This is a genomic window from Angustibacter sp. Root456, assembly GCF_001426435.1.
Taxonomy (GTDB): Bacteria; Actinomycetota; Actinomycetes; order Actinomycetales; family Angustibacteraceae; genus Angustibacter.
The window spans coordinates 156-21466 of the sequence record NZ_LMER01000012.1; the positions used below are offsets into that span (position 1 = coordinate 156).

Genomic DNA, 21311 nt, shown 5'->3' on the forward strand with positions numbered 1-21311 from the left:
CCGCACGGGTCGCACGATGGAGCGCACCAGCAGCACCCCCACCAGCACGGCCATCACCAGCGCGAGGGCAGCGACCACCAGCACGATGGCCTTGGTGCGCGAGGCGGCCGAGTCCGCGTCGCGCTGCACCGCAGCGGCCCGTGCGTCGACGGACTTCTGCAGGGCGGTCGTCTTGTCGAGCAGCGCGGACCACTGCTCGTCGAGGTCGCCGTTCAGGATCTTGTAGGCACTGGCTCGGCCCTGGGGGGAGTTCTTCTTCAGCTCGTCGAGCATCCGGTCGGTGGTGACGAAGTACTGCCGCCACAGCACCGCCGCGTCGGCGACGTGCGCCTTCTCCTGGGCCGTCAGGTGCTCGCGCTCCAGCTCGCCGAGGAGCCGGGTGCCGGCGTCCTTGGACTCCAGGAGGCCCGCGAGGTTGTAGCCCTTCGGGTCGACCGCGGCAGCCGGCCCCTCGACCAGCGCCTGCGCGTAGATGTAGCCCTGCCACCCGCTGACGTCGGCGTCGAGGTAGGCGAGCTGCTGCACCTGGTCGCGCAGCCCCTCCAGCGCGACGACGTCGGCCCGGGCCTGCTGCTGGCGTCCAGATCCCAGGATTCCGGCTCCCGCGACCAGCACCAGCATCAGCGTCGCCAACCCGAAGGCGGTGGCGATACGACGAGCAATCGAACGGTCGAGTCCGAGAACGCGCAGCACGAAAGGACCTCACTGTCAGGAGACGTCTGTCACCTGCCCATCGGCGGCAGCGGCCGAGAGGTGAGGAGTCAGCGAACGCGCTTGGCGAACGTCGGGCGCTGCCGTCGAGGGGGCTGCACCTGCCCGACGTTCTCGATGAGCAGCAGGGCCAGGTCGTCCGTCGCGTTCTTCGACCGGGCCTGCTCGCGCACGGTCGACAGGAGCCGCTCCAAGGCCTCGTCGACCTCGCCGCCCACGAGCTGTCGAGCCATGGGGGCCACCGGCAGGAACTCGCCCTCGACGTCGCGAGCCTCGCTCAGCCCGTCGGTGTACAGCAGCAGCCGGTCACCAGGTGACCACGGCAGGTCGAGCGCCACGTAGTCGTCGCCGAGGCCGAGCGGGAAGCCTGCCGGCGCCTCGACCAGGCGTCCCTGGCCCGCACGGTCGACGAGCAGTGGTGGCGGGTGTCCGCAGCTGACGACCGTGAGCGTCCCGGCGTCGCGCAGCTGCACGAGCACCGCCGTTGCGAACTCCTCCTCGTCCAGGAACGGGACGAGGTAGGTGCTCATGTCAGCGGCGATCGTCTCGAGGTCGGTGCTGGCTGCTGCCGCCTGGCGGAACGCCCGGATCACCCGGGCCGCCTGCTCGATGGCGCCCACTCCCTTGCCGCGGACGTCACCCACGACGAAGCAGGTGTGCTGCTCCGAGCTGAAGCAGTCGAACAGGTCACCACCCACCAGCGTGTCTTCGGCGGCCGGCACGTACCGGGTCGCGGTGCGGACCGGCCCGATCCGCGGCGGCACGACCGGCAGGATCGATCGCTGAGCGACGTCGGCGATCCGCGACACGCGTCGAAAGCGCTGGTCCCGGCGCTCACGGACGTCGGCGACGAACACCGCGGCCACCGCCATCAGCGCGACCGTGACCATGCGGATCAGGTGCTGCTCGGTGTCGATCGTCCTGGTCCAGACACCCGAGACCACCGACAGCAGGATCGCCACCAGCCCGAACGCTGCCGTCGTGGTCCACGGCAGGGCCGCGCAGGCGATCAACGCGGCCAAGCCGTACAGGGGCGAGACGACGACGCCGGGAGAACGCCCGGTCAGCAGCTCGGCCAGCAGGACGACGGCCAGCCAACCGCCGGCCGCCAGGGCCGTGCGTCGCCCCATGTCCCGCTCGGTCACGCCGTCACTGTGCCAGATTCACCGACCGCGCGGAGTCTCCCTCATCCACCCAGCGCGGCGAGGGCGTGGTCGAGGTCGTCGCGCAGGTCGTTGACGTCCTCCAGGCCCACGGACAGGCGGACCACGCCGTCGGTGATGCCGACGGCTGCGCGGCCGTCCGGGCCCAGCCTGCGGTGCGTGGTGGTCGCGGGATGCGTCACGAGCGACTTGGAGTCACCCAAGTTGTTGCTGATGTCGATGCAACGCAACGCATCCAGCAGCGCGAACGCCTCGGCCTTGCCGCCGTCGACCTCGAAGGTCAGCACGGTGCCACCACCGTCCATCTGCAGCGTCGCCAGCTCGTGCTGCGGGTGCGAGGCCAGGAACGGGTACCGCACCCAGCGGATGCGGGGGTGGCGCTCGAGGTGCTCCGCCAGCGCCAGCGCCGACGCCGTCATGTGCCGCACCCGCATCGACAACGTCTCGAGCCCCTTGGTGAGCACCCACGCGTTGAACGGGCTCAAGCTCGGGCCGGTGTGCCGCATGAGGTTCTGCACCGGGCCGTCGATGAAGTCGACCGGCCCGAGCACCGCCCCGCCGAGCGTGCGGCCCTGACCGTCGATGTGCTTGGTGGCCGAGTAGACGACCACGTCGGCGCCGAGCTCCATCGGCCGTTGCAGCACCGGCGTCGCGAAGACGTTGTCGACGACCACCGTCGCGCCCGCGGCGTGCGCGAGATCGCAGACGGCACGGACGTCGACGAGCTCCTGCATCGGGTTGGACGGCGACTCGAAGAACACGGCGGTGGCCGGCCGGCTCAGCGCCTCGCGCCACTGATCGAGGTCGGCGCCGTCGACGAAGTCGGTCTCGACGCCGAAGCGGCGCAGGATCTCGTCGAGCACCACGAAGCACGAGCCGAACAGGCTGCGGGCGGCGACGACGCGGTCGCCTTGCGACACCAGTGCGGCCAGCGCCACCCACACCGCGGCCATGCCGCTCGCGGTGGCGAAGCAGGCCGGTGCGCCCTCGATGAGGCGCAGCCGTTCCTCGAAAGCCCGCACGGTGGGGTTGCCGTAGCGGGAGTACACGTAGCGGTCGACGTCACCGGCGAAGGCGGCCTCGGCGTCGGCCGCGCTGGCGTAGACGAACCCAGACGTCAGGAACAGCGCCTCCGCCGTCTCGTCGAACTCGCTGCGCGCCAGCCCACCCCGGACGGCGAGCGTGTCAGGCCGCCAGACCGCCCCCTCGGTCACGAAGAGACCACGCGAGCCACGCGCGGCAGCACCACGGCCTGCGCGGCCACGAGCGCGCCGTCGACGGTCGTGACGGACGGCGAACCGTAGAGCACGTAGCCCTCGGCGAGGGCGGCGCTGATCTTCTCGCAGAACGAGCGGTCATCCGGCCCGGTGAGCAGCCGGTAGGCGAGCCGGTCCTCGGCGGAGTGGTCGGTCATGCCCTTCAGCGTAGGGCGATTCCGGCAGCCTGCAGGTGGGCGGTCTCGTTGAACGAGACGAGCACGGCGCCGCCGTCGGACCACCACCGCGTGCGGGTGATCGACGCCGGTGAGGACTCCAGGCGCCACAGGACGTCGGCCGTCGCACCCATCGCCGCGCGCGCGAGCGACTTGACCGGGCTGGCGTGCGTCACGATCAGGACGCGCCCGCGCGGCAGGCGCGCCAGAAGCCGGTCGCGGCCGCGCAGCACGCGCGCCTCCAGGTCGGCCAGGCTCTCGCCGCCCGGGGGCGCCGCCGTCAGCGACCCGAACCACGCGGCGTGCTCCTCAGGCCACCGCTCGTTCACCTGCTCGGCCGTGAGGCCGTCCCAGTCACCGAAGGAGCACTCGACCCAGTCGTCGTCGACGCGCACAGGCAGTCCGAGGCAGTCGGCCACCGCCTGGGCCGTCTCCTGCGTGCGGCGCAGCGGAGAACACAGCACCGCGTCGAATCCCCCATCGGCCGCCAGCGCTCGACCGGCCGCCTGCGCCTGGCGCCGGCCGAGGTCGGTGAGGCCGAGGTCGTCGCCGCCGCGCCCGCTGTAGCGGCGAGCGCTGGTGTGCTCCGTGACGCCGTGGCGCAGCAGCACGATCTCGGCACCGGGGCCGACGTCGGCACGGGCCACCGGCGTCGCGACAGGTCGCTGCTCAGCCTGCGCCCTCGGCTGGATGTCCTCCGCCTCGATCGCCTCGACCGCCTGCGAGCGCAGCAGGCCGCGCCACGGCCGGCCCTTCGCCGCGTCGTCCATGGCCTCGTTGGCCAACCGGTCGGCCGCCTTGTTCTTCTCGCGCGGCACCCACGTGTAGTGCACGCGTTCGGGGTCGACCACCTCGCGGGCCTGCGCCGCGAGGCGCCGCATGTCGGCGTGCTTGATCTGCCAGCGGCCCGACATCTGCTCGACGACGAGCTTGGAGTCCATCCGCACCTCGATGATGCAGTCGGAGTCGAGCTCCACCGCCGCGCCAAGTCCCGCCACCAGACCGCGGTACTCGGCGACGTTGTTGGTGGCCTGGCCGATCGCCTCGGCCACCTCGACCAGCACGTGCCCCGTCTCGGCGTCCCGGACGACGGCCCCGTAGCCGGCGGGCCCGGGGTTGCCGCGCGCTCCGCCGTCCGCCTCGACGACGAACCGGCGGCTCACAGACCGGACTCGCCCGTGCGCACCAGGATGCGGCCGCACTCCTCGCAGCGCACCACCTCATCGGGCTCGGCGGCCCGGATGCGCTGAAGGTCCTGCGGGTTCAGCTCGAGCCGGCAGCCCTCGCAGCGCCGGGCGCGCAGCATCGCAGCACCGGCCCCAGTGGACTCGCGGATCTTCTCGTAGAGGGCCAGCAGCCCGGCGTCGAGCCCGGCGATCATGCCCACGCGGTCGCGGCCGAGCCGCTCGCGCTCGTCGGCGAGGTCGGCCAGCGCGTCGTCGCGACGGCTGGTGACGGTGTCGATGTCGCCCTGCAACGAGTCTCGCTCGGCCTCGAGCCGGTTCACCGCCGCCTGAGCGGTCTCGAGCCGCTCCATCACCTCGAGCTCGGCGTCCTCGAGCTCGCTCTGACGCCGGCCGAGGGTCGCGAGCTCGTGCTGCAGCGACTCCAGCTCCTTGTGACCGCCCTGCCCCGCCTCGAGGCGCGCCTGGTCGCGGGCGGCGCGCTGACGCACCTGCTCGACGTCGGCCTCGGCCTTGGTCAGCTCGCGCTGGGTGTCGCTCGCCACGGTCTGAGCGGCGACGAGCTCGTCACCCAGAGCGGCCGCGCGCTGCTGCAGCGCCGTCAGCTCGGCGTGCTCGGGCAGGGTGCGCTCGCGGTGCGCGATCTGACTCAGGCGCGTGTCCAGCGCCTGGATGTCCAGCAGCCGCCACTGGTCGGTCGTCGGGGCGATCAGGGTGTGCTCCCTCGGCTCGGGATGTGCGCCGTCCACGGATCGGTGCGCGTCGTGCTGACGCGGGTCTCCACCGTACTGCCCTGCTCGCCGAGGTCGGCGACGAGCCGGCTCTCGCAGCCGGCCAGCCAGGGCCACTCGCTGGCCCAGTGCGAGACGTCGACCAGGTACGGGCGGTCGCCCGCCGCGTGCTCGCGGGCCTCGGACGCCGGGTGGTGGCGCAGGTCGGCGGTGACGAACACGTCCGCGCCGCTCGCGCGGGCCGCGTCGAACTGGTCGTCACCGGCGCCGCCGAGCACCGCGATGCGCTGCACGAGGGCGTCCTTGTCACCGCTCACCCGCACCCCCTGCACAGTGAAGGGCAGGGCCTGGGCGACCAGGCGGGCGAACTGGTCGAGGGTCAGGGGCTGGGCCAGCGACCCGACCCGGCCGATCCCGCTGCCGCGGCCCTCGTCAGCCAGCTCGAGGACGTCGAAGGCCGGCTCCTCGTACGGGTGCGCGAGGCGCATGGCCCGCACGACGTCGTGCCGGCGCCGCCGCGGCAGCACCATCTCGACGCGAGTCTCGGTCACCTGCTCGACGCGTCCCACCTCGCCCACGGTCGGCGACGCCCCGGGCTGTGGCGTGAAGGTGCCGGTGCCCGTCGTCGTCCAGGCGCATCGGCGGTAGTGGCCGACCTCTCCCGCCCCTGCGGCGGCCAGCGCGTCGACGAGCCGCTCGGCGTCGTCGGTCGGCACGAACACCACGAGCTTGTCGAGCTCGACGAGCGGGCTCGGCGCGAGCGGCTCGAGGTGGTCGAGCCCCAGCACGCGGGCCAGGGCGTCGCTGACCCCCGGCACCGCGACGTCGGCGTTGGTGTGCGCGACATACAGCCCGCAGCCGCCGCGGATCAGGCGATGCACGACGCGGCCCTTCGCGGACGTCGCCGCCACCGAGCTCACCGGCCGCAGCAGCAGCGGGTGGTGAGCCACGATGAGGTCGGCGTTCCACTCCAGGGCCTCGTCGACGACGTCCGCCGTCGGGTCGACCGCGAACAGGATGCGCGACACCCGCTGCTCGGGATCACCGCACACGAGGCCCACGGCGTCCCACGCCGCCGCGCTGGACGGCGGGTAGAGGCCGTCGAGGGCGGCTACGACGTCCGCCAGGCGGGGCGGAGCGGCCTGGGTGCTGCTCGTCTCGCTCACGTCGGTGAGGCTACCGGTCCGCCAGCAGGCGACCGTCACTCCAGCCAGTCGCTTCAGCCAGTCGCTTCACGTCGAGCATCTGCTGTCGGCCACCTACACTTGTCGGTCGTGACCACTCCGGACCCCGCCGAGCACGAGGCCCGACTCGCGCGGCGCCGCCACCGGATGCTCGTGCTGCGCCGCCTCGACGTCGTGGCTCAGCGACGGGCCCTCGCCCGACGTCGCGCCGAGGCAGAGGCCGACGGATCCGCCGTCCAGGAACGGCCGCCGCGCAGCTGAGGGTGGGCCCGGCCGGGTTCGAACCGACGACACCCGCGGTGTAAACGCGGTGCTCTACCAGCTGAGCTACAGGCCCTGACGCCGGCGGACCGGCGGTGACGTCCGCTCAGAGAGCGGCGATGGCGTCACGGTACGCGTTCGGGTCGCGCGCCTCACCCATGCCGTTCACGACGCTCCAGCGCAGCCGGCCGTCGGTGCCGACGAGGAACGTGCCGCGCACGGACGACCCGGTGGTCGAGTTGAAGACGCCGTAGGCGCTCGCGGTGGCGCCGTGCGGCCAGAAGTCCGAGAGCAGCGGGAACGAGTACTTCTGGTCCTCGGCCCAGGCGCGCAGTGCGTGCACCGGGTCGCAGGAGATCGCGAGCACCTGCACGTCGTCGTTCTCGAACGCCGACAGGTCGTCACGGATCTCGCACAGCTCGCCGGTGCAGATGCCGGAGAAGGCGAAGGGGTAGAACACGAGCAGCACGGCACGCTCGCCCTGGAAGGACGACAGCGTGACCTGCTCGCCGTACTGGTTGCGCAGGGTGAAGTCGGGGGCGACGTCTCCGACGGACAGGGTGACCTCAGGCTCGTTCGACATGCGTCCCTCTCGGGTCAGCGGCGCGCCGTCTTCGGCGCGACCAGGCGGGTGGCGGTCCAGTCACGACCAGCGGCGACGGTGCTGGTGTTGTGCAGCCCCGCGGCGAGCGCCGACTCGGCGACGTCGCTCGGCGGCACGTGGCCGTCGCGGCCGGCCTTGGGCGTCAGCAGGATCACTGCGCCGCCCTCGGCGAGGTTAGTCAGTGCGTCGACCAGGTCGTCGACCAGGTCGCCGTCACCGTCGCGCCACCACACCATCACGACGTCCGCGACGTCGTCCGCGTCCTCGTCGAGCAGATCACCGTCGACCGCGTCCTCGATGGCCGCGCGGACGTCGTCGTCGACCTCCTCGTCCCAGCCGAGCTCCTGCACGACCTGGCCGGGCTGCAGACCCAGTCGCCCGACGAACCCCCGGTCGGCCGCGTCGTCCGCGGTGGCACTCACGATTCCCACTTCCCTCACGTGCTGTCCCTGCTCGAGCCCGCGCGGACGCGTCGGACGGGCACTGGCGGACGCCACTGCCTGTCCGTAGTCCACTAGAGCGGGCGGGTTCGCGCAAGCGCCTGCGCTCCAGCCGGTCGCGGCCACCCTCGCGGCGTGCGACGCTGGGCCGCATGGGACGGGTGACGACGCGGACGCCGGCCCGGCGGCTGCAGCTTGACGACGACGGCCTCGAGGTCGTGGAGGTCGTGGGCCGTCCGGACACCGTGACGGTCGAGGAACCGCTGCAGGTGCGGGTGGGCGGCCGTCCGCTCACCGTCACCATGCGCACACCGGGAGACGACTTCGACCTCACCATCGGCTTCCTGCTCACTGAGGGGCTGATCGGCAACGCCCAGGACGTCGCCACGCTCATGCACTGCCAGGACGAGGGCGACGACGGGCGACCCACCTTCAACGTCGTCGACGTCGTCCTGCAGCCGGGCGTCGAGCTGCCGGACGTCTCACTCGAGCGGTCGTTCTTCTCGACCTCGTCGTGCGGGGTGTGCGGCAAGGCGAGCGTCGACGCGGTGCGGGTGCGGTCGCCGTACGACGTCGCGGCGGACACGACGAGCGTCTCCCCAGCCGTCCTCGCCGCCATGCCTGACGCGCTGCGCACTGCGCAGAAGGTGTTCGATCGCACGGGCGGCCTGCATGCCGCCGGCTTGTTCACGGCCGACGGCCAGCTGCTGGCGGTGCGCGAGGACATCGGGCGGCACAACGCCGTCGACAAGGTGATCGGGTGGGCGGCGCGCGAGGGACGCCTGCCGCTCACGGGCTGCGTGCTGTTCGTGAGCAGCCGAGCGTCGTTCGAGCTGACGCAGAAGGCGATGATGGCCGGAATCCCTTGCCTGGCAGCGGTTTCCGCACCGTCGAGTCTCGCGATCGAGCTGGCGAGAGAGTCGGGCATGACGCTCGCCGGTTTCGTCCGGCCACCACGCATGACGGTGTACGCGGGCGGCGAGCGCCTCGGGTTGGACTAGCCCCGCTACCCCGCCACGAACGACAGCCGCACCCGCCGCTCGGCGTTGTCGACGTTGGTGTCGACGAGCACCACGCTCTGCCACGTGCCCAGCGCCATCCGGCCGCCCAGCACCGGAACGGTCACCGACGGCGCCACGATCGCCGGCAACACGTGGTCGCGTCCGTGGCCGGGCGCTCCGTGCCGGTGCCGCCACCGACCGGACGACGGGCCGCCGCCAGGCACGAGGTCGTCGAGGAGCGCCAGGAGGTCGTCGTCACTGCCGGCACCGGTCTCGATGACGGCGAGACCGGCGGTCGCGTGCGGGACGAAGACGTTGAGCAGACCGTCGACGGCGACGACATGCGCGAGGAACGCCGCGCACCGGTCGCTGAGGTCGACGACGCGTTGGGTGTCGCCGGTGGTCAGGTGCAGCTCGACGGACTCCATGACGCCCGACCCTAGCCACGCCGCGACGACCGCAGACCGGACTACCGACGGGTAGATGTGACGGCCGCGAGGGCGAGGGGCAGGATGGGGTCGTACATCGGTACGTGAGAGAGGTCACCGTGAGCAGTCGCGACGAAGCCGGCCCCATCCTGAACGGGATCCCGAGCCAGCTGCCCGACATCGATCCCGACGAGACGCAGGAGTGGCTCGAGAGCCTCGACGGCGTCCTGGAGGACAAGGGCCGCACCCGCACCCGCTACCTCATGCTGCGGCTGCTGCAGCGGGCGCGCGAGATGCAGGTCGGCGTCCCGAGCCTGACTGCCACCGACTACATCAACACCATCCCGCCAGAGGCCGAGCCGTGGTTCCCCGGTGACGAGGAGGTCGAGCGCCGCTACCGCGCCTTCTTGCGCTGGAACGCTGCCGTGATGGTGCACCGCGCGCAGCGCCCCGGCATCTCCGTCGGCGGCCACATCTCGAGCTACGCCTCGAGCGCCACGCTCTTCGAGGTGGGCTTCAACCACTTCTTCCGCGGCGCCGACCACGAAGGCGGTGGCGACCAGATCTACTTCCAGGGCCACGCGGCGCCTGGCGTCTACGCCCGCGCGTTCCTCGAGGGCCGGCTCGGCGAGTCCGACCTCGACGGCTTCCGGCAGGAGCTGTCGCACCCGGGCGGCGGCCTGCCGTCGTACCCGCACCCGCGGCTGATGCCGACGTTCTGGCAGTTCCCGACCGTGTCGATGGGCCTCGGCCCGATGAACGCGATCTACCAGGCGCAGTTCAACAAGTACCTGCACGGGCGAGGCATCAAGGACACCAGCCAGCAGCACGTCTGGGCGTTCCTCGGCGACGGCGAGATGGACGAGCCCGAGAGCCGCGGTCTGCTGCACGTCGCGGCGTTCGAGGAGCTCGACAACCTCACGTTCGTCGTCAACTGCAACCTGCAGCGCCTCGACGGCCCGGTGCGCGGCAACGGCAAGATCATCCAGGAGCTCGAGGCGTCGTTCCGCGGAGCGGGCTGGAACGTCATCAAGGTGACGTGGGGTCGCGAGTGGGACCCGCTCCTCGCGGCCGACCGCGACGGTGCCCTGGTGCACCTGATGAACATCACCACGGACGGCGACTACCAGACCTACCGCGCCAACGACGGCGCCTACATCCGCGAGCACTTCTTCGGCCGCGACCCGCGCACGCGCAAGATGGTCGAGAACCTCTCCGACGACGACATCTGGAAGCTCAAGCGCGGCGGGCACGACTACCGCAAGATGTACGCCGCCTACGACGCCGCGATGAAGCACACCGGGCAGCCGACGGTGATCCTGGCGCAGACCATCAAGGGCTACGGCCTCGGCCCGCACTTCGCCGGGCGCAACGCCACGCACCAGATGAAGAAGCTGACGCTCGACGACCTCAAGCTGCTGCGCGACAGCCTGCGTATCCCGATCACGGACGCCCAGCTCGAGGCCGACCCGTACCAGCCGCCGTACTTCCACCCGGGACCCGAGGACGAGGTCATCCAGTACGCGCTGGAGGCCCGCGCGAAGCTCGGCGGCTCGATCCCGGCGCGGCGCAACCACAGCAAGCCGCTGGAGCAGCCGGGCGACAAGACGTACGACGTCGTCAAGCGCGGGTCTGGCAAGCAGCAGGTGGCGACGACGATGGCGTTCGTCCGCTTGCTCAAGGACCTCATGCGCGACCCCGAGATCGGCCCGCGCATCGTGCCGATCATCCCGGACGAGGCGCGCACGTTCGGCATCGACGCGTTCTTCCCGACGGCGAAGATCTACAACCCGCACGGGCAGAACTACGTGTCGGTCGACGCCGACCTGCTGCTCGCCTACAAGGAGGCGACGAACGGGCAGATCCTGCACGTCGGCATCAACGAGGGCGGCTCGGTGGCGGCGTTCACCGCGGCGGGCACGTCGTACTCGACCCACGACATCCCGATGATCCCCGTCTACGTCTTCTACTCGATGTTCGGGTTCCAGCGCACCGGGGACGGGCTGTGGGCCGCGGCCGACCAGATGACCCGCGGCTTCCTCATCGGGGCGACGGCTGGTCGCACGACGCTCACCGGCGAGGGGCTGCAGCACGCCGACGGGCACTCGCCGATCCTGGCCTCGACCAATCCCGCCGCGGTCTCCTACGACCCGGCGTACGGCTACGAGATCGGCCACATCGTGCGCGACGGTCTGCGCCGGATGTACGGCGAGAACTCCGAGAACGTCTTCTACTACCTCACGGTCTACAACGAGCCGATCGTGCAGCCGGCCGAGCCGGAGGGTCTGGACGTCGACGGGCTGCTCAAGGGCATGTACCTGCTGAGCCCCGGCCAGCAGGACACCGGGCGCCCGCGCGTGCAGCTGCTCGCGTCCGGCGTGGCGGTGCCGTGGGCGCTGGAGGCGCAGGAGCTGCTCGGCCAGGACTTCGGCGTCGATGCCGACGTGTGGAGCGTGACCTCGTGGAACGAGCTGCGGCGCGACGGTCTGGCCTGTGATGAGCAGGCGTTCCTGGCCCCGGAGGCCGAGCAGCGGACGCCGTTCGTGACGCAGCAGCTGAGTGGCCGCCAGGGTCCGGCGGTGGGTGTGAGCGACTACATGCGGGCGGTCCCCGACCAGATCCGCGAGTGGGTGCCCACCGACTACGCCACCTTGGGTGCGGACGGGTTCGGCATGTCCGACACCCGGCCGGCGGCGCGGCGGTACTTCCACATCGACGGTCCCTCGATCGCGGTGCGGGCGCTGCAGTCGCTGGCGGCGCGGGGCGAGATCGACGTCGCGTTGGCGCGTGACGCGGCGGAGAAGTACCGCCTGCTCGATGTCACCGCGGGCACGTCTGGCAACGCCGGCGGCGACGCCTGACCTGAGCGCTTCGGCGTACCGGATGCGGCGCGGAACGACCGACGTCGAGCTGCATCCGGTACGCCGAGGGGCTATCGGGACGCGGCCTCCAGGCGGGCTCGGGCCTGGCGCACCTCGACGGTGACAGCGTCCCCGGTGATGGGGACGCTGACGTCGATGGGCTCCCAGTTCCCGCCGCCGAGCTGGTAGTCCCCCGTGTACGTCGCCTCGATGCTCACGGGGAGGTCACCCGTGCGCTCGTAGGTGTGGCGGACCCGGCCCGTCGGGTACGGCCCGCCCGCGTCGGACGTCGGACCCAGCCGGCTGCCGTCGCCGAACCGGTAGGTGTACGACACCGCTCTCGGCCGAACGCGCACCGTGCGACCGAGGAGCCGTACCGTCGCCACCTCCCCCGGTTGGAACCCGGCGGTCGGCCAGCGCACCTCGTAGTAGGTCGGCAGGTTCACCAGCGTCACATTGCCCTCGGGCTGCACGTGCACCTGCGGATGCGCGAAGTGCAGCTCGCGGAACGCCCGCTGCACCAGCGCCCGCGTCACCCCCGGTGCCGCGGCCTTCACTTCCTGCGGTGAGCGACACGCGAACCCCGACCGCACCCACGGCTGCTTAGAACCAGCCGGACGCGACCACACCCACACCAGCCAGGAACCCGGATGCCCCGCGGACTCACAGAAGTCCGCCAAGTTTGCGCAGGCTATGTCGAACGCGCTCGATCGGTTGGGATCGTTGTCGGCGCATCCCGGCGTCATCGTCTGTTCCGTCGGCGATGTGCCCACGTCGCCAGAAGTCGCTTGAGCTGGCGTCGCCTTCTCCCCGGTTGCAGTCTCGACCTTGAGACCGTCCCGGATCTGCTGGCAGGTGAAGACGCCGCAACTTGCCGACCCTGCAGCCGCTGCCATCGGCGTTGGGGCCATGAGCAGCCAGACGAGTGTGGTGGTCCCTAGGAGCCGTCTCATTTGAATACCACCTGCTGGATCCGGCTGACCCTCCAGTGGCTGTCGGACCAATCGACCTCAACGGCCGACGTCCCCAACGTCCGGCGTTCCGACCGAACGGTGCTTCCCCGGCTGTCGACGACCGTCGCCGCTTCCTGCACGACGTTCACGTACACGACTGCACGAGCCAACGTCGACTCTGGCTGCCACGCCGCACTTCGTACCGTCAGCACACGTCCGCTGTATCGCTCGCCGTTCGCTCGAAGAGCCACAGCGACCTCGGTGTACTGACGACAAGTCCCACATCGTGAGGTAGCGAGATCGGCAAGCGCCTGAGGATCGGGGGCAGTCCATGCCTGGTTGAGCTGCTCCAAGTAGAACTCCGCGAAGGCTTGAGCGCCGGCGAAGGTGTGCTCCCGCGCGGCCTTCGGGACGCGCGCCCACGCCTCGGCCTCCGCAGACGGGGACGGCTCCGACGTCGAGGTCGGCGAGGCAGACGGATTACCCGACGCGCTGACCTCGGTCGGTCGCACAGGCGACGGCGTCGGCGCGGCCTCACCCGACCCCTGGCACGCCACGAGCGCTACGGCCGCGCACGCACCCACCACGAAACGCCGCAAATGCCCCCAAGTGATCATGGTCGACGACCCTACAGATGATCACCGCGATGCCGCCACAGCCACCGCCCGTCCTGTGGACAACGCGCCGTCACTTCGTCGATCACCAGCCGCCTCCGCCGCTCAGGCGGCGGCCGGGGCGCGCACAGCGGCCCCAGCGGCGCAAAGCCAGGCGCCTCCGCCACCCAGGCCGCGGCCGGGGCGCGCAAAGCGGTCTCAGGGGCGGAAAGAGGTGGGGCAGGCGTCAGGCCGACGGCGCAGCCTTGCGCCGGGCGGCCAGGGCGTCGAGCTGGTCGCGCAGGTCGACCACGTCAGCATCCGGCCGCTCGGCCAGCGCGTCGAGGTGGCGGCGGGCCTCTGCGATGCGCCCGGCCTCCGCCGCGGCCTGCACCAGCTCGCGACCCGCAGCCGGCACGTGCTCGCGGGGCCGCCAGTGACCGACCCCGAGCGAGAGCGCGACCTCGGGCATGCCCTCGCGCCGCAGCATGGCCAGGCTCTCGGCGAGCGCGCGGCCGGTGGGTTCGCGCTCCACCGCGATCCCGAGCCGGCGCTGGGCGCCCTCGAGGTCCTCGTGCAGCGAGAGCCGGCCGAGCTCGATGAGGGGGTACCAGGCGCGCGAGCTGTGCGCGAGCTCCTCCGCCAGCGCCCACTCGGCGTCAGCGACGGCGCGCGGGCGGCGTTCGGCGTCCTCGTGACCCTCGGCGGCCTGGCGGCGCACGATCTCGGCGAGCGCGGCGAAGGCCTCGGCGTCGTTGGGGTCGTCGTGCAGGCGAGCGCGCAGCGACACCTGGTTGTCGTCGGCCCCGGGGCCGACGACGCGCCGACGGCGCCGCGGGCCGGCTGCCTTCTCACGGGCTACGGGGGCAGCGACTGCCCGCAGCCGTCCTCGGAGTCGGTCGAGCAGTCCCACGATGCCTCCCTGCGAGTCGTGCGCGGACCCACCCTGCGCCGTCCGGCGCGCCGACCCGCACCCCGACGATAACCCAGCAACGCCAACTCGGCAGCCCTCGCACAGCCCTCGTCCCACGGCCACGGCCGTCGCCGGATTGTGCCGCTTCGACAAAGGTCGCAGTAGGCTGCGGGGTGTGGCGACCCCCGCACCACGCGCGGCGAGCGCGCGCACCCGCCGCCGGATCGAGCAGGGCATGCCTGATCTCGCGCGGCTCGCGGCCGCACGGATGGACGCGACGTTGCCGTGGTACCGCGCGCTGTCGGCGCAGGATCGCTCGTGGGTGGGCCTGGTGGCCCAGGCCGGTATCGGCGCCTTCCTGGCCTGGTTCCGCGAGCCGGGCGGCGTGCTCGAGATCACGGCCGACGTCTTCGGGACGGCGCCCCGCGAGCTGACCCGCTCGGTCAACCTGCGCCAGACCCTTGACCTCGTGCGCACCGTCGTCGACGTCGTCGAGGACCAGGTCGACGAGCTGGCGGCGCCCGGTGACGAGCAGGCGCTGCGCGAGGCCGTGCTGCGCTACTCGCGCGAGGTCGCCTTCGCCGCCGCCGAGGTCTACGCGCAGGCAGCGGAGTCGCGCGGCGCCTGGGACGCCCGCCTGGAGTCCCTGGTCGTCGACGCCGTCCTGCGCGGCGAGGCGGACGACGCCCTGCAGTCGCGCGCCGCCGCCCTCGGATGGGACGCCCAGACCGACGTCGTGGTGGTGGCCGGCCAGGCGTCGTCCGGTGCGGCCGCCGAGGTCGTGGAGTCGTTGCGCCAGCACGCCCGACGGGTGGACGTCGACGCGCTGGCGGCCGTGCAGGGCGGTCGGCTCGTCGCGGTGCTCGGGGGGGTCACCGAGGCCCTGCGCACGGCCGGCGCGCTCGACCGCTGCTTCGCGGCCGGCCCGGTCGTGGTGGGGCCGACCGTGCCGCACCTGTTCGCGGCCGGCCGCTCCGCTCGCGCCGCCCTGTCGGGCCTGGTGGCGGCTCGAGCCTGGCCCGAGGCGCCTCGTCCCGTGCTCGCCGACGACCTGCTCCCCGAGCGCGTGCTCGCGGGTGACACCCCGGCGCGCCGGGCGCTCGTCGACCGCGTGCACCGTCCGCTGCACGACGCCCGCGGCAGCCTGCTGGAGACGGTGACGACGTACCTGGAGACGGGCGGTTCCTTGGAGGCCTCGGCGCGCATCCTGTTCGTGCACCCCAACACCGTGCGCTACCGCCTGCGCCGGGCCGCGGAGACGTGCGGGTACGACGTCATGCAGCCGCGTGACGCCTACGTCGTGCGGGTGGCGCTGGCCCTGGGCCGGCTCTCCCAGGCGCCGCGCCGGCAGGTCAGCCGGACCGCGTCAGCCACGGGCGACAACGCCCTCTCGATCGCCGCGAGCGTCGAGTCCGAGCCGTGACCCATTTGTAGGAACCCTCCAAAACTGGGCCGCAAGGTTGGTCCGCGTCGGCAGCCCCCGGTCGCGGCCGAAGCGGCGAGGGTAGGGACGTGCTCGTCATCGCCTGCCCCGGACAGGGCTCCCAGACCCCCGGCTTCCTGCGCCCCTGGCTGGAGGTCCCCGGCTTCGAGGACCGCCTGCGCTGGCTGTCGGCCGTCGCCGGCATCGACCTGGTCGCCCACGGCACGGAGTCGGACGCCGACACGATCCGCGACACGGCGGTCGCCCAGCCACTCATCGTCGCCAGCGGCATGGTCTCGCTGCTCGCGCTCTTCCCCCACCCCGCCGAGGCCTTCCGCCAGGTCGCGGCGGGCGCCGGCCACAGCGTCGGTGAGATCACCGCGGCCGCGGGTGCGGGCGTGCTGTCGGCCGAGCAGGCCATGGTGTTCGTCCGCGAGCGCGGCAAGGCGATGGCCGCAGCGAGCGCCGTCACGCCCACCGGCATGACCGCCGTCCTGGGTGGTGACCCCGACGACGTCGCCGCCGCCCTGCAGCGCCACGGCCTGACCCCCGCCAACGCGAACGGCGCGGGCCAGGTCGTCGCGGCGGGCACCCTCGAGCAGCTGGCGGCCCTCAAGGACGACCCGCCGGCCAAGGCGCGCCTCATCCCGCTGCAGGTGGCGGGCGCGTTCCACACCGACCACATGCGCCCGGCCGTCGACGTGCTCTCCGGCTACGCGCGCGCGATGACGACGCACGACCCCCGCACTCGCCTGCTGTCGAACGCCGACGGGCACGTCGTCCACGACGGCCGGGAGGTGCTGAACCGCCTGGTGCGCCAGGTCAGCAACCCCGTGCGCTGGGACCTGTGCATGGACGCCATGCGCGACCTCGGCGTCACCGGCGTCATCGAGATCCCGCCGGCGGGCGCGCTCACCGGCCTGGTCAAGCGCGCCCTGCCCGGCGTCGAGACGCTCGCGCTGAAGACGCCCGACGACCTCGACGCCGCGCGCGACATGGTCGCCCGCCACGGGCAGGAGTCCGGGCTCTCGCAGAACCCAACCTGGCGCCTCGTGGTGGCCCCGATCAAGGGCACCGTGCACTTCACGGCCCTGGACGCCGGAGCCAGCGTCGACAACGGCCAGACCGTCGCCCGGGTGGCGACGCTGCGCGACGAGTACGACGTCGTGGCCCCGCACGGAGGCCGCGTCGTCGAGTGGCTCGTCGAGGACGGCGACCCCGTCTCGCCCGGCCAGCCCATCGTCCGGCTGCACCCGCAGGAGGTACCCGCATGACGTCCGGAGCCGACTCGATCGACCCAGCGCGACCCCAGATCTCACCCCCCAGCGGCGCGCCGCACGCCCGCATCTACGGCGTCGGCGGCTACCGGCCCGAACGGGTCGTGCCGAACTCCGAGCTGGTCGAGCGGATCGACTCCAGCGACCAGTGGATCCGCGAGCGCTCCGGCATCGTCACGCGGCGCTGGGCCGCGCCCGACGAGAGCGTCGTCGACATGTCCGAGGCGGCGGCGCGCCAGGCCCTCGACGCGGCCGGCATCGACGCCTCGCGCATCGGCGCCGTCCTCGTCGCGACGGTGACCCACCCCTTTCAGACGCCGTCCGCGGCGTCGCTGCTGACGCACCGCCTCGGTGCGACGCCCGCCGCCGCCATGGACATCAGCGCCGCGTGCGCCGGCTTCTGCCACGGGGTCGCCCTCGCCGGTGACATGGTGCGCGGCGGCAGCGCCGAGTACGTGCTGGTCGTCGGCGTCGAGAAGCTGAGCGACTTCACCGACCTGAACGACCGGGGTACCGCGTTCCTGTTCGGGGACGGCGCCGGCGCGGTCGTCATCGGCCCTTCCGACACCCCGGGCATCGGCCCCACGGTGTGGGGCTCCGACGGCGCCCAGTGGGACGTCATCCGCCAGCGCGAGAGCTGGCTGAACGTGCGCGACCACCAGACCGACTGGCCGCACATCACCATGGCTGGCCAGTCGGTGTTCCGCTGGGCCGTGTGGCAGATGGCACCCGTCGCCCAGCAGGCGCTCGACAAGGCGGGCATCAGCGCCGACCAGCTCGACGCGTTCATCCCCCACCAGGCGAACATGCGGATCATCGACTCGATGATCAAGGCCCTGGGCCTGCCGAGCACCATCCCGGTGGCCCGCGACATCGCCGAGACGGGCAACACCTCCGCGGCCTCGATCCCCCTGGCGATGGAGCGCATGCTGCGCGAGGGCGAGGCACCGCACGGCGGCCTGGCGCTGATGATCGGCTTCGGCGCCGGGCTGGCGTACGCCGCGCAGGTCGTCACGCTGCCGTAGCACCCCAGTCCCCCGCCGCCCGACGGGACCACTCGGGCAGAGCACCACCACCGCAAGCACCATCAACACCAAGGAGCGCCACGCATGGCCAACAGCGAGCAGGAGATCCTCAGCGGTCTCGCCGAGATCGTGAACGAGGAGACTGGTCTGCCCGTCGACTCCGTCGAGATGGACAAGAACTTCACCGACGACCTCGACATCGACTCGCTGTCGATGATGACGATCGTCGTGAACGCCGAGGAGAAGTTCGGCGTCCGCATCCCCGACGACGACGTGAAGAACCTCTCCACCGTGCGCGACGCCGTGAACTACATCCAGCAGGCGCAGGGCTGAGCCGGACTCCCGGCCTCCGAGCTGTCCGGGGACGGTGCGACGGGTCTCCTCCCGCACCGTCCCCGGCGCTCGCGCACCACCCGCTCGACCCCTCGACTCTTCAGACGTCCTAGGAGCTGACCCAGGCATGGCCACGAGCCAGAACCGTCGCGTCGTCGTCACCGGACTCGGCGCCACCACTCCCCTCGGGGGCGATGTCGCCAGCACCTGGCAGGCCGCCCTCGACGGCACGTCCGGCGCGCGCACGCTCACCCACGACTGGGTCAGCGAACTGCAGCTGCCGGTGACCTTCGCGGCCTCGGTCGCCGTGCATCCCTCCGAGCAGCTCGCCAAGGTCGAGACCCGCCGCCTCGACCCCGCCGGGCAGTACGCGCTGGTGGCAGCCCGCGAGGCGTGGGCCGACGCCGGCACGCCCGAGGTCGACGGCGAGCGCCTGGGTGTCGTGGTGGCCAGCGGCATCGGCGGCGTCTGGACGCTCCTCAGCAGCTACGACACGCTGAAGGAGAAGGGCCCGCGCCGCGTCTTCCCGCTCACGGTGCCGATGCTCATGCCCAACGGTCCGGCCGCTGCGGTCAGCCTCGAGCTCGGTGCGCGGGCCGGCGTCCACACGCCGGTGAGCGCCTGCGCCTCGGGTGCGGAGGCCATCGGCTACGCCGCCGACATGATCCGGTCCGGCCGGGCAGACGTCGTCGTGGCCGGCGGCACCGAGGCGGCGATCCACGCGCTGCCGATCGCCGGCTTCGCCGCCATGCAGGCGCTGTCGACGCGCAACGACGAGCCCGAGCTGGCCAGCCGCCCCTACGACAGCGCCCGCGACGGGTTCGTGCTGGGTGAGGGCGCCGGCATCGTCGTCCTGGAGTCCGAGGAGCACGCCAGGGCGCGCGGCGCCCGGGTGTACGCCGAGATCGCGGGCTCCGGCATCACCAGCGACGCGTACCACATCGCGGCCCCCGACCCGGTGGGCGGCGGTGCGGCGCGCGCCATGCAGATGGCGCTGCAGGCCGCCGACGCGGCGCCGTCCGACGTGGCGCACCTCAACGCCCACGCCACCTCGACGCCCGTCGGCGACACCGCCGAGTCGGCGTCCATCCGCGTCGCGCTCGGCGACGCCACGGACTCCGTGCCCGTCTCGGCCACCAAGTCCATGACCGGCCACCTGCTCGGCGCCGCCGGTGCCGTCGAGGGCATCTTCACGATCCTCGCGGTGCACCACCGGGTCGCGCCGCCCACCATCAACGTCGACAACCTCGACCCCGACGTCCACCTGGACGTCGTGATCGACAAGCCGCGTCAGCTGCGCGACGGCGACCTGGTGGCCCTCAACAACTCGTTCGGGTTCGGCGGTCACAACGTCGCCCTCGCCATCCGGAGCGCCTCATGACCGCTACGCAGTCCACCGACCTGCAGGTCGAGGTCGACCCGCGCGACCCCGAGCTGCGCCTCGGCATCTTCTTCGACGAGGGCAGCGTCGAGCTGCTCACCCCGCGCGACGACAGCGGCATGCTCGCGGCCAAGGGCACCGTCGACGGGACGCCGGCCGTGGCCTTCGCCAGTGACGCCACGATCCAGGGCGGAGCGATGGGCGAGGCCGGCTGCAAGGTCATCCTCGTGGCCTACGAGCGCGCGCTGGCCGACGGCGTGCCCGTCGTCGGCCTGTGGCACTCCGGTGGCGCCCGGCTGCGCGAGGGCGTCGTCTCGTTGCACGCCGTCGGCGAGGTCTTCGCGATGATGACCCGCGCGTCGGGCAAGGTGCCCCAGATCTCCGTCGTGATCGGGGCCGCGGCCGGTGGTGCCGCCTACGGCCCTGCGCTCACCGACATCGTCGTCCTCGGCCCCGACGGACGCGTGTTCGTCACCGGCCCCGACGTCGTGCGGTCGGTCACCGGTGAGAACGTCGACGCGCTGCGCCTCGGTGGCCCCGAGCCGCACGGTCGCCGCTCCGGTGTCGTGCACGTCGTCACCGAGACCACCGAGGACGCGTTCGCCCGCGCCCAGCTGCTCACCTCGCTGCTCGGCAACCAGGGTGACCTCGACCTCGGCGCCGTGGAGCAGCGCGATCTGGGCGGGCTGCTGCCGGAGTCGCGCAAGCGCGCCTACGACGTCCACCCCCTCGTCGAGAACCTGCTCGACTCCCCCGACACCACCGTCGAGCTGTTCCCCCGATGGTCGCCGAACATCACGACGACCCTCGGCCGCCTCGGCGGTCGCACGGTCGGCGTCATCGCGAACAACCCGATGCGCCTCGGCGGCTGCCTCGACTCCTCGTCGGCCGAGAAGGCGGCGCGGTTCGTGCGCATGTGCGACGCGTTCGGCGTCCCGCTGGTCGTCGTGGTCGACGTCCCGGGGTACCTGCCCGGCGTCGGTCAGGAGTGGGACGGCGTCGTACGTCGTGGCGCCAAGCTGCTGCACGCGTTCGCCGAGGCCATCGTGCCGCGGGTGACGCTCGTGACCCGCAAGGCGTACGGCGGCGCGTACATCGCGATGAACTCCCGCTCGCTCGGCGCGACGAGGGTCTTCGCGTGGCCGGGCGCCGAGCTCGCGGTCATGGGCGCCGTCGCGGCCGTGCGGATCCTGCACCGCCGCAAGCTCTCCGAGGTGCCGGACGACGCCCGCGCCGACGTCGAGGCCGAGCTGGCCGCCGAGCACGAGCAGCTGGCGGGCGGGCTGGACCGCGCCGTGGAGATCGGCGTGGTCGACGAGGTCGTCGAGCCCAGCGACACCCGTGGGGCCCTGGCGCGAGCCATCGTCGACGCACCCTCGGTGCGTGGCGAGCACGGCAACATCCCGCTCTGAC

22 protein-coding genes and 1 tRNA gene are annotated in these 21311 nt (G+C 72.4%); 9 read left to right on the plus strand and 14 right to left on the minus strand.

Annotation, left to right across the window (positions count from 1 at the left end):
- The 7 genes from ASD06_RS04760 to ASD06_RS04790 all read right to left on the minus strand — a co-directional run.
- Nucleotides 1-693, minus strand: a 693-nt coding sequence (locus ASD06_RS04760) for a hypothetical protein (protein WP_200941890.1), incomplete at its 3' end; no start/stop codon positions are given.
- Nucleotides 694-761: 68 nt separating this feature from the next.
- On the minus strand, nt 762-1856 hold the full coding sequence (locus ASD06_RS04765; protein WP_157371520.1) for a PP2C family protein-serine/threonine phosphatase: 1095 nt from the start codon (nt 1854-1856) through the stop codon (nt 762-764).
- Nucleotides 1857-1897: 41 nt separating this feature from the next.
- Nucleotides 1898-3088 (minus strand): O-succinylhomoserine sulfhydrylase, encoded by a 1191-nt coding sequence (locus ASD06_RS04770; RefSeq protein ID WP_056673985.1) that lies wholly within the window; start codon nt 3086-3088, stop codon nt 1898-1900.
- Nucleotides 3085-3288, minus strand: coding sequence for a DUF1737 domain-containing protein (locus tag ASD06_RS04775; protein WP_056673988.1), 204 nt, complete (start codon nt 3286-3288; stop codon nt 3085-3087). Before ASD06_RS04775 ends, ASD06_RS04770 begins: the two co-directional genes overlap by 4 nt.
- Nucleotides 3289-3293: 5 nt before the next feature.
- Nucleotides 3294-4469: a bifunctional RNase H/acid phosphatase gene (locus ASD06_RS04780; protein ID WP_056673990.1), complete on the minus strand. Its 1176-nt coding sequence runs from the start codon at nt 4467-4469 to the stop codon at nt 3294-3296.
- Nucleotides 4466-5239 carry a zinc ribbon domain-containing protein gene (locus ASD06_RS04785; RefSeq protein WP_235502217.1) on the minus strand — a complete coding sequence of 258 codons (774 nt, stop codon included), beginning with the start codon at nt 5237-5239 and terminating at the stop codon, nt 4466-4468. Before ASD06_RS04785 ends, ASD06_RS04780 begins: the two co-directional genes overlap by 4 nt.
- On the minus strand, nt 5200-6387 hold the full coding sequence (locus ASD06_RS04790) for a Nif3-like dinuclear metal center hexameric protein (RefSeq protein ID WP_056674049.1): 1188 nt from the start codon (nt 6385-6387) through the stop codon (nt 5200-5202). Before ASD06_RS04790 ends, ASD06_RS04785 begins: the two co-directional genes overlap by 40 nt.
- 108 nt (nt 6388-6495) lie before the next feature.
- Between ASD06_RS04790 and ASD06_RS18780 the strand changes: the two genes are divergently transcribed.
- On the plus strand, nt 6496-6666 hold the full coding sequence (locus ASD06_RS18780) for a hypothetical protein (protein WP_157371521.1): 171 nt from the start codon (nt 6496-6498) through the stop codon (nt 6664-6666).
- A 3-nt stretch (nt 6667-6669) separates the two neighbouring features.
- Here ASD06_RS18780 and ASD06_RS04795 read toward each other — a convergent pair.
- The 3 genes from ASD06_RS04795 to ASD06_RS04805 all read right to left on the minus strand — a co-directional run bounded on the left by ASD06_RS04795 (nt 6670) and on the right by ASD06_RS04805 (nt 7692).
- Nucleotides 6670-6742: transfer RNA gene (locus ASD06_RS04795), tRNA-Val, on the minus strand.
- Nucleotides 6743-6772: 30 nt separating this feature from the next.
- The gene (locus tag ASD06_RS04800) at nt 6773-7249 is read right to left on the minus strand and encodes a peroxiredoxin (RefSeq protein ID WP_056673993.1); all 477 of its coding nucleotides are present in this window, start codon (nt 7247-7249) and stop codon (nt 6773-6775) included.
- Nucleotides 7250-7263: 14 nt separating this feature from the next.
- A complete protein-coding gene (locus ASD06_RS04805) occupies nt 7264-7692 on the minus strand; it encodes a DUF3052 domain-containing protein (protein WP_056673996.1) in 429 nt (142 codons plus the stop codon).
- A gap of 170 nt (nt 7693-7862) precedes the next feature.
- Between ASD06_RS04805 and fdhD the strand changes: the two genes are divergently transcribed.
- A complete protein-coding gene (fdhD, locus tag ASD06_RS04810) occupies nt 7863-8711 on the plus strand; it encodes a formate dehydrogenase accessory sulfurtransferase FdhD (protein ID WP_056673998.1) in 849 nt (282 codons plus the stop codon).
- A 5-nt stretch (nt 8712-8716) separates the two neighbouring features.
- Here the strand turns inward: fdhD and ASD06_RS04815 are convergent, their stop codons facing one another.
- On the minus strand, nt 8717-9139 hold the full coding sequence (locus ASD06_RS04815; protein WP_056674001.1) for a YjbQ family protein: 423 nt from the start codon (nt 9137-9139) through the stop codon (nt 8717-8719).
- A 119-nt stretch (nt 9140-9258) separates the two neighbouring features.
- On the opposite strand from ASD06_RS04815, the gene aceE reads away from it, so the two are divergent.
- Nucleotides 9259-12000: a pyruvate dehydrogenase (acetyl-transferring), homodimeric type gene (gene aceE, locus ASD06_RS04820; RefSeq protein WP_056674004.1), complete on the plus strand. Its 2742-nt coding sequence runs from the start codon at nt 9259-9261 to the stop codon at nt 11998-12000.
- A gap of 71 nt (nt 12001-12071) precedes the next feature.
- Here aceE and ASD06_RS04825 read toward each other — a convergent pair whose 3' ends face one another.
- From ASD06_RS04825 to ASD06_RS04830, 3 genes are all read right to left on the minus strand, one after another.
- Nucleotides 12072-12536, minus strand: a complete 465-nt coding sequence (locus ASD06_RS04825; RefSeq protein WP_056674007.1) for a hypothetical protein — start codon at nt 12534-12536, stop codon at nt 12072-12074.
- Nucleotides 12537-12949: 413 nt separating this feature from the next.
- Complete coding sequence (locus tag ASD06_RS19910) at nt 12950-13570, minus strand: DUF6318 family protein (protein WP_369853683.1); 621 nt, start codon at nt 13568-13570, stop codon at nt 12950-12952.
- Between the two features lie 223 nt (nt 13571-13793).
- A complete protein-coding gene (locus ASD06_RS04830) occupies nt 13794-14459 on the minus strand; it encodes a hypothetical protein (protein ID WP_200941891.1) in 666 nt (221 codons plus the stop codon).
- Nucleotides 14460-14694: 235 nt separating this feature from the next.
- Between ASD06_RS04830 and ASD06_RS04835 the strand changes: the two genes are divergently transcribed.
- The 6 genes from ASD06_RS04835 (at nt 14695) to ASD06_RS04860 (ending at nt 21310) form a co-directional block, all read left to right on the plus strand.
- Complete coding sequence (locus ASD06_RS04835; protein ID WP_200941893.1) at nt 14695-15882, plus strand: helix-turn-helix domain-containing protein; 1188 nt, start codon at nt 14695-14697, stop codon at nt 15880-15882.
- An 89-nt stretch (nt 15883-15971) separates the two neighbouring features.
- Nucleotides 15972-17156 (plus strand): acyltransferase domain-containing protein, encoded by a 1185-nt coding sequence (locus ASD06_RS04840; protein ID WP_056674009.1) that lies wholly within the window; start codon nt 15972-15974, stop codon nt 17154-17156.
- Nucleotides 17153-18184 (plus strand): beta-ketoacyl-ACP synthase III, encoded by a 1032-nt coding sequence (locus tag ASD06_RS04845; protein ID WP_056674012.1) that lies wholly within the window; start codon nt 17153-17155, stop codon nt 18182-18184. Before ASD06_RS04840 ends, ASD06_RS04845 begins: the two co-directional genes overlap by 4 nt.
- An 84-nt stretch (nt 18185-18268) precedes the next feature.
- The gene (locus ASD06_RS04850) at nt 18269-18517 is read left to right on the plus strand and encodes an acyl carrier protein (RefSeq protein WP_056674014.1); all 249 of its coding nucleotides are present in this window, start codon (nt 18269-18271) and stop codon (nt 18515-18517) included.
- A 127-nt stretch (nt 18518-18644) separates the two neighbouring features.
- Nucleotides 18645-19898, plus strand: coding sequence for a beta-ketoacyl-ACP synthase II (fabF, locus tag ASD06_RS04855; protein ID WP_056674017.1), 1254 nt, complete (start codon nt 18645-18647; stop codon nt 19896-19898).
- A complete protein-coding gene (locus tag ASD06_RS04860; protein ID WP_056674020.1) occupies nt 19895-21310 on the plus strand; it encodes an acyl-CoA carboxylase subunit beta in 1416 nt (471 codons plus the stop codon). The genes fabF and ASD06_RS04860 overlap by 4 nt, the downstream gene beginning before the upstream one ends.
- Nucleotide 21311 lies beyond the last annotated feature (1 nt).

What these genes read in the sequence shown, in the direction of transcription:
- ASD06_RS04775 (WP_056673988.1), bottom strand. Translation starts at nt 3,288, where the DNA reads ATGACCGACCACTCCGCCGAGGACCGGCTCGCCTACCGGCTGCTCACC.
- ASD06_RS04800 (WP_056673993.1), bottom strand. Translation starts at nt 7,249, where the DNA reads ATGTCGAACGAGCCTGAGGTCACCCTGTCCGTCGGAGACGTCGCCCCC.
- fdhD (WP_056673998.1), top strand. Translation starts at nt 7,863, where the DNA reads ATGGGACGGGTGACGACGCGGACGCCGGCCCGGCGGCTGCAGCTTGAC.
- ASD06_RS04815 (WP_056674001.1), bottom strand. Translation starts at nt 9,139, where the DNA reads ATGGAGTCCGTCGAGCTGCACCTGACCACCGGCGACACCCAACGCGTC.
- ASD06_RS19910 (WP_369853683.1), bottom strand. Translation starts at nt 13,570, where the DNA reads ATGATCACTTGGGGGCATTTGCGGCGTTTCGTGGTGGGTGCGTGCGCG.
- ASD06_RS04835 (WP_200941893.1), top strand. Translation starts at nt 14,695, where the DNA reads ATGCCTGATCTCGCGCGGCTCGCGGCCGCACGGATGGACGCGACGTTG.
- ASD06_RS04845 (WP_056674012.1), top strand. Translation starts at nt 17,153, where the DNA reads ATGACGTCCGGAGCCGACTCGATCGACCCAGCGCGACCCCAGATCTCA.
- ASD06_RS04850 (WP_056674014.1), top strand. Translation starts at nt 18,269, where the DNA reads ATGGCCAACAGCGAGCAGGAGATCCTCAGCGGTCTCGCCGAGATCGTG.
- fabF (WP_056674017.1), top strand. Translation starts at nt 18,645, where the DNA reads ATGGCCACGAGCCAGAACCGTCGCGTCGTCGTCACCGGACTCGGCGCC.
- ASD06_RS04860 (WP_056674020.1), top strand. Translation starts at nt 19,895, where the DNA reads ATGACCGCTACGCAGTCCACCGACCTGCAGGTCGAGGTCGACCCGCGC.